At 65.6% G+C, this 5,096-nt stretch carries 6 protein-coding genes and 1 other RNA gene; 5 read left to right on the top strand and 2 right to left on the bottom strand.

Annotated features, from left to right (window positions below; all coding sequences use genetic code 11):
- The first annotated feature begins 245 nt into the window (after window positions 1-245).
- Window positions 246-650, top strand: coding sequence for a DUF6165 family protein (locus ACREPD_RS21615; RefSeq protein WP_431601198.1), 405 nt, complete (start codon window positions 246-248; stop codon window positions 648-650).
- Here the strand turns inward: ACREPD_RS21615 and ACREPD_RS21620 are convergent.
- The gene (locus ACREPD_RS21620) at window positions 632-1,684 is read right to left on the bottom strand and encodes a glycosyltransferase family 9 protein (RefSeq protein WP_431601199.1); all 1,053 of its coding nucleotides are present in this window, start codon (window positions 1,682-1,684) and stop codon (window positions 632-634) included. The genes ACREPD_RS21615 and ACREPD_RS21620 overlap by 19 nt on opposite strands.
- 21 nt (window positions 1,685-1,705) lie before the next feature.
- Here ACREPD_RS21620 and ACREPD_RS21625 point away from each other — a divergent pair, with 21 nt between their 5' ends.
- A complete protein-coding gene (locus ACREPD_RS21625) occupies window positions 1,706-2,455 on the top strand; it encodes a 3-deoxy-D-manno-octulosonic acid kinase (RefSeq protein ID WP_431601200.1) in 750 nt (249 codons plus the stop codon).
- Complete coding sequence (locus ACREPD_RS21630) at window positions 2,455-3,213, top strand: MBL fold metallo-hydrolase (protein ID WP_431601201.1); 759 nt, start codon at window positions 2,455-2,457, stop codon at window positions 3,211-3,213. Before ACREPD_RS21625 ends, ACREPD_RS21630 begins: the two co-directional genes overlap by 1 nt.
- A 98-nt stretch (window positions 3,214-3,311) precedes the next feature.
- Here ACREPD_RS21630 and ffs read toward each other — a convergent pair.
- Window positions 3,312-3,408, bottom strand: an RNA gene (gene ffs, locus ACREPD_RS21635) — signal recognition particle sRNA small type.
- Window positions 3,409-3,680: 272 nt separating this feature from the next.
- Here ffs and ACREPD_RS21640 point away from each other — a divergent pair.
- Both ACREPD_RS21640 and ACREPD_RS21645 read left to right on the top strand, forming a co-directional pair.
- Window positions 3,681-3,998, top strand: coding sequence for a DMT family transporter (locus ACREPD_RS21640; RefSeq protein WP_431601202.1), 318 nt, complete (start codon window positions 3,681-3,683; stop codon window positions 3,996-3,998).
- Window positions 3,999-4,249: 251 nt separating this feature from the next.
- On the top strand, window positions 4,250-4,705 hold the full coding sequence (locus ACREPD_RS21645; protein ID WP_431601203.1) for a hypothetical protein: 456 nt from the start codon (window positions 4,250-4,252) through the stop codon (window positions 4,703-4,705).
- Window positions 4,706-5,096: the final 391 nt, after the last annotated feature.

The raw sequence follows: 5,096 nt of genomic DNA on the forward strand, positions 1-5,096 counted from the left end.
GCCCTTACGGGTGGCCTTTTTTGCGTGTCTGGCGGAGAGGGGGGGATTGCAACGGCGCGTTGCGCCGTTGCCCCCGCTTTGCGCCGTTGCCCCCGCTTTGCTTCCTCTCCCCGCCCCTTCGGGGCAGCCCCTCAACAGAGGGGCTTGTTGCTTCGCTGCTTTGCGCGGGCGCTGCGGAATTCCAACCGGATACGCCTTGGGTGCCTATTCGCTAAACTGGCCTTATCCAAGATGGAATGCCCCCCATGACCGCAGAAATCCTCGTTCCCGTGTCCTTCGGCGAACTGCTGGACAAGATCTCCATCCTGCAGATCAAGTCCGAGCGCATCAGTGATGCGGCCAAGCTGGCCAACATCCGTGCCGAGCTCAGCGCGCTGGAGAAGACCTGGATGGCGCATCCGGCCGGGGTCAAGGACATCGCCAAGCTGCGCGCCGAGCTCAAGGACATCAACGAACAGCTCTGGGACATCGAAGACAACATCCGACTGCAGGACAAGGCCAATGCCTTCGATGAGGACTTCATCGCCCTGGCCCGCAGCGTCTACCAGAAGAACGACCAGCGCGCCCGGATCAAGAAGGACATCAACCTGGCGCTGGGGTCGGTCTACGTCGAAGAGAAGTCATACAAGGATTACGCCGGCCGCGGCTGATCGGCCACATACCGTTCGAAGGCGGCAATGCCGTCTTCCACGGTGATCAGCTGCATCACATCGTCGAACTCGATCTTGGCGCCCCACTTGAGTGCGCTGGCCGGCTTGCCCAGGAACTTCCGCGCCGCATCGTCATAGCGGTCAACACAGTAGCGACGGTCCGAGTACGGGCCGCTGCGGTGCGGGTTGCTCGCCGCATGCAGGCCCAGCACCTTGGCGCCCATCGCGTTGGCGATATGCATCGGGCCCGAATCGGGCGTCATCACCAGCGCCGCACGGGCAAGCAGGGCCGGCAGCTGCTTGAGCGTGTCCTTGCCCACCAGGTCCAGCGCCGGCACGTCCAGCTGCGCCTGGATCGCATCGGCCATGCCGCGCTCCAGCTCGCTGCGGCCTCCGCACAGCACCACCCGCCAGCCGCGCGAGACCGCATGATTGGCCACCGCCGCATAGCGGTCGGCATACCAGTTGCGGCGCACGTGGCTGGAGCAGGGGGAGATCATCAGCACCGGGCGGCCATCGTCCTGCCACTGCGCCTGCGCCCATTCCACCGCCGCCGGCGGCACGGCCAGGTCCCAGCTCACCTCGGTCTGGACGATGCCCAGTGGCTCGCAGAAGCTGCCGATCGCATCCAGCACATGGATGCCGGGGCGGTCGGGGATGCGCTCGTTGATGAAGAGGCCATGCAGGTCCTTAGAACGGGCCTTGTCGTAGCCGATGCGGCGCTGTGCGGGCACGAACGCCGACAGCACATTCGCGCGGAACGCCACCTGCATCTGCAGCAGGGCCTCGAAACGGCCGGGCGGCAATTCGGCGCGCAGCGCACGCATGCCCGCCAGGCCGGTCTTCTTGTCGTAGGCATGGAACACCACGCCCGGCAGGCCATCGAGCAGCTTGTGCCCGGCCTTGTCGATGATCCAGTGCAGTTCGGTACCCGGACGCGCCCGCTGCAGCGTGCGTACCAGGGGCACCACATGGGTCACGTCGCCCAGCGCTGACAAACGCAAAAGACACAAGGAAGAGGACGTTGATGCCATGGTGTTGTTAGACTCGAAGGAATGGTCGCATTTGACGCCACTGAAGCGCTGACGCCCTGCCGCGATGGACGCGGTATAGGTGCCATTCTGTTCGACCGCGAACGGCTGCGGCAAGCCGAGATGAGCCTGTTCTCGCCTGCCCACTGGGGCGACAGGGCCCGGCCGGTCGGTGATGGCGGCCGCGGCGGCGCCTGGTTCGTCGACGCCCCGTTCGGCCAATGCGTGCTGCGCCAGTACCTGCGCGGCGGCATGGCGGCCAAGTTCAGCCATGACCAGTACCTGTGGCGCGGCGCCAATCGCACGCGCAGCTTTGCCGAATTCCGCCTCATGCGGGCCCTGCGCGCGCTGAAGCTGCCGGTGCCGCAGCCGATCGCCGCGTTCTACATGCGCGACGGCCTGCGCTATCGCACCGCGATCCTGATGGAGCGCCTGGAAGGCGTGCGTTCGCTGGCCGACCGCGCGCTTGTTGCGGGGCGGGGCGCCCCCTGGGAAGAGACCGGCCGGCTCATCGCGCGTTTCCATCGCGCGGGGCTGGACCATGCCGACCTCAATGCCCACAACATCCTGTTCGATGCCAACGGGCATGGCTGGCTGATCGATTTCGACCGTGGCGTGCAGCGCATTCCGGCCACCGCCTGGCGCGAGCGCAACCTCAAGCGCCTGCACCGTTCGCTGGTCAAGCTGCGCGGCGAGCGCAGCCACGACGAGGTGGAGAAGGATTTCGCGCGCCTGCGTCGGGCCTACGACCTGGCCTGGAACCGGGGCTACTGATGGACTGGGCGCTGCGCTTCATGGGGGTCGGCAATGCGTCGGCCGTGCAGTTGGGCTCGCCGATGGCGGTGATCGAGCGCGACGGCCAGCCGTGGCTGACCATCGACTGCGGCGGCGAAGGCCTCACGGCATTCCTGGCCCAGTACGGACGCATGCCCGACGCCGTGTTCATCACTCATGTGCACCTGGACCATGTGGCCGGCTTCGAGCGGCTGTTCGTGGACGCTTATTTTTCGCCCGAGCGGCGCGGGCGCATCCGCCTGTACGTGCCGGCCACCGTGGTGCCGCTGCTGCACAAGCGCGTCGCCGACTACCCGAACGTACTGGCCGAGGGCGGGGCGAACTTCTGGGACGCCTTCCAGCTGATCGTCGTGGGCGATGCCTTCTGGCACGACGGCGTGCGCCTCGAAGTCTTCCCGGTGCGCCACCACTGGCCGGAAACCGCGTACGGCCTGCGCCTGCAGGGCGCGCTGGTGTGGAGCGGCGATACCCGGCCAGTGCCGGAAATGCTGGCACGCTACGCCGCCGACAACGAACTGATCGCGCACGACTGCGGCCTGCACGGCAATCCGTCGCACACCGGCGTGGACAATCTCGAGCGTGAGTACAGCGCGGAACTGCAGGCGCGGATGATGCTCTACCACTACGCCAGCGAAGCAGACGGCGAAGCATTGCGCCAGCGAGGCCACCGCGTGGCGATGCCGGGCGAGCGCGTAGTCCTGCAGGTCCCGACGGCCCCGAACGTAACCTTGCCGTAGAGCCACCCCATGGGTGGCTGCGCGGGTGGGTTGGGGCTACGCGGCGGGGTAGAGCCGTCTGTTAGACGGCTGCTTTTGAACCGCCCAAAAAGGTGGCGGCCCCGCCGGCTGACCTCGGCGCCCGCGTCGATCGATACCGTTGCTGCCTTCCGGCCCTGGCGGGATTTTCGACCTAGCGTCGCGAGGGGCCGACGGGGCCACCATAGAGACTGGTGCAGGCAGGACGGGGTCCTGCAGTGCATCCACGCATTCTATCCCAAGCGCAGCGTGCAGCGCCAGCCAAGGCGATCATCGTAGCGACACGCCATGCGTGTCCCACGTACACCTGAATCCCCCGTATCCCCAAGCGCCGCAGCTCACGCCACCCGAACGCCCAGTCGCTAGAATCCCCCCACATCTGGAGGAACGGCCTCCCCCGCATCGGGCATCAATGACCAGGACGACCTGGCCCCATCAAAGGAGGCCGTATGGCCTGGATCTATCTGTTGGCAGCCGGTGTACTCGAAATCGTCTGGGCGTTCGCCATGAAGCAGTCCGACGGGTTCAGCAAGCTCACCCCCTCGATCATCACACTCGTCGGCATGATCGGCAGCTTCTGGTTGCTCGCCCTGGCGATGCGCAGCCTGCCGTTGGGCACGGCGTATACGATCTGGACCGGCATCGGCGCGGTCGGCGCGTTCATCATCGGCATCGTGTTCCTCGCCGAGCAGGTCAACGCGATGCGCATCGCGGCGGCGGTGCTGATCGTGAGCGGGCTGGTGTTGATGAAGGTGTCGAGCGCGTAGGGACACGCCATGCGTGTCTGCGCGATGCCGGATGAACCGGTAGAGACACGCCATGCGTGTCCTCGCGATGCCGGGCGGAGAGCAGCCACGCAGGGCGTGGCTCTACCGCAGACGGAAACCGCGTCGGCGCCTGGGGGTATGTTCTGCGATAGGCCGACGATGTTCCGCCACCCCATTGGCATCGCACAAATCGAATGGCCTGCCGACCTGTTTCCCTGCAGCATCGGGTCTTTACGACCCAGGGAAGGGCGATGCCGCTCTACCACGATGCGCCCAAGCTCATTCTGGAGCAGCTACACAGGATTGCAGAAGGCCAGCGGGTCTGCATCGTGGAAATTGGCGAGCTCACGGACCAGCAATTCGACGATCTCGTGCGGCAGAAGATGGCGCTGGGGCAGGAGTCGCCCGCCAGCAGGAAATTGGTGTTCCTCGGCAAGCATCACTACGACAGCCGTGTTCGCAAGGATGGTTACATGCCGTGCGATCTGGTGCGCCAGTTGGAAGCCGCCCTCGCCAGTACATCCATCATCGAGACCCACAGACATATGACCGCCGTGGTCAGCGCGATTGACCGGGATGATGGTTATGGCAACAAGGTCCGCGACAGGGCGATTCTTGAACTGCAGGCCCGCAAGCCGAGGGCGGAGGTGTACTCGGTTATCCCCAAGGGAGACTTGATCCGGCCCGAAAAGCAACAAAGCCCCTGATCGGGGCTTTGTTCACTGCGCATCTCCCCGGATAACAGGAGCGGCCGGCGGCAGATGCAGCGCAATCAATCCCCGGATAACACAAACGGCCGGCGGCATTGATTGCGTGGCCATGCTATCCCCTCGGTGGGCCTCCTGCAATATGTGGAATTGCAATGCCGGTCGCGGTTTGCGGTGCGACCTCGAGGCGGGTAGGTCGCTGTTCATTTGTGGGGCTGGGGTGGGTGGGGCAGCCACGCATGGCGTGGCTCTACCGAGGAGGTCGCCCTTTGGGCGGCGTTTTTTTTCCGGCGGGTTGGTCGAGCGTGGCGCCATGGTGGCCGATTCATTGCCGGGGATTGCGGGGCCCATACATGTGCACCCCCCCAAAGCGCGTTGCGCGGAGGGGCCA

It is taken from the genome of Stenotrophomonas sp., from assembly GCF_050737075.1.
In the GTDB taxonomy this organism is placed as follows: domain Bacteria; phylum Pseudomonadota; class Gammaproteobacteria; order Xanthomonadales; family Xanthomonadaceae; genus Stenotrophomonas.

Excerpts from the sequence above, each read along its gene's own strand:
- ACREPD_RS21615 (WP_431601198.1), top strand. The coding sequence starts at position 246 with ATGACCGCAGAAATCCTCGTTCCCGTGTCCTTCGGCGAACTGCTGGAC.
- ACREPD_RS21620 (WP_431601199.1), bottom strand. The coding sequence starts at position 1,684 with ATGGCATCAACGTCCTCTTCCTTGTGTCTTTTGCGTTTGTCAGCGCTG.
- ACREPD_RS21625 (WP_431601200.1), top strand. The coding sequence starts at position 1,706 with ATGGTCGCATTTGACGCCACTGAAGCGCTGACGCCCTGCCGCGATGGA.
- ACREPD_RS21630 (WP_431601201.1), top strand. The coding sequence starts at position 2,455 with ATGGACTGGGCGCTGCGCTTCATGGGGGTCGGCAATGCGTCGGCCGTG.
- ACREPD_RS21640 (WP_431601202.1), top strand. The coding sequence starts at position 3,681 with ATGGCCTGGATCTATCTGTTGGCAGCCGGTGTACTCGAAATCGTCTGG.
- ACREPD_RS21645 (WP_431601203.1), top strand. The coding sequence starts at position 4,250 with ATGCCGCTCTACCACGATGCGCCCAAGCTCATTCTGGAGCAGCTACAC.